This is a genomic window from Affinundibacterium nitidum, from assembly GCF_014284155.1.
GTDB classification, from domain to species: domain Bacteria; phylum Pseudomonadota; class Gammaproteobacteria; order Burkholderiales; family Burkholderiaceae_D; genus Undibacterium; species Undibacterium nitidum.
The window spans coordinates 1-492 of the sequence record NZ_JACOFZ010000033.1 but is presented as its reverse complement, the minus strand read 5'-3'; the positions used below and the strand labels follow the sequence as shown (position 1 = coordinate 492).

The following is a 492-nucleotide window of genomic DNA, read 5'->3' as shown; positions in this document are numbered from 1 at the left end:
TCACATTGCCGGTGACTGTGTTCGGTACTGCATCTTCAGTGATGTTGTTGATGTCACCGACCGCTACTGGTTTGCTATCCGTAATAAGGATATCTAAGCTGTCGTTATTCGTTGCGCCTAAGGCATCCGTCACAGCGACAGTAACACTATCCGTGACATCGCTGTTCGCACTTTGGACACTTGGATCATAGGTGTAGCTCACCACGCCTGTGCTTGCGTTGTAGCCTGTTAATACCAAACTACCTTTACCGGTCGTGATCGTGATTGGTGTACCACCTAAAGCATTTAATTGCGCCAAGGTGACGTTGGTGCCACCCACGGTGATGCTTGCTAAACCAGCTGGAGCCGTGACCATGAAGCTGTTCGCTGTCGCGGTTGCCGTTTCTGCTACCGTCATGTCGCCCGCAGAACCTGCATTGCTGTCAGGGATCGTGACCGTTGGACCACCATCGGTATTACCATTGATCGTAATGACCAAAGTCGCTGTCGTCG

Annotated in this window: 1 protein-coding gene; it reads right to left on the bottom strand. The window is 51.4% G+C overall.

Going from position 1 to position 492, the window contains the following annotated elements:
* The coding region (locus H8K36_RS18915; RefSeq protein WP_222611288.1) for a hypothetical protein at positions 1 to 492 on the bottom strand (492 nt) is incomplete at both ends.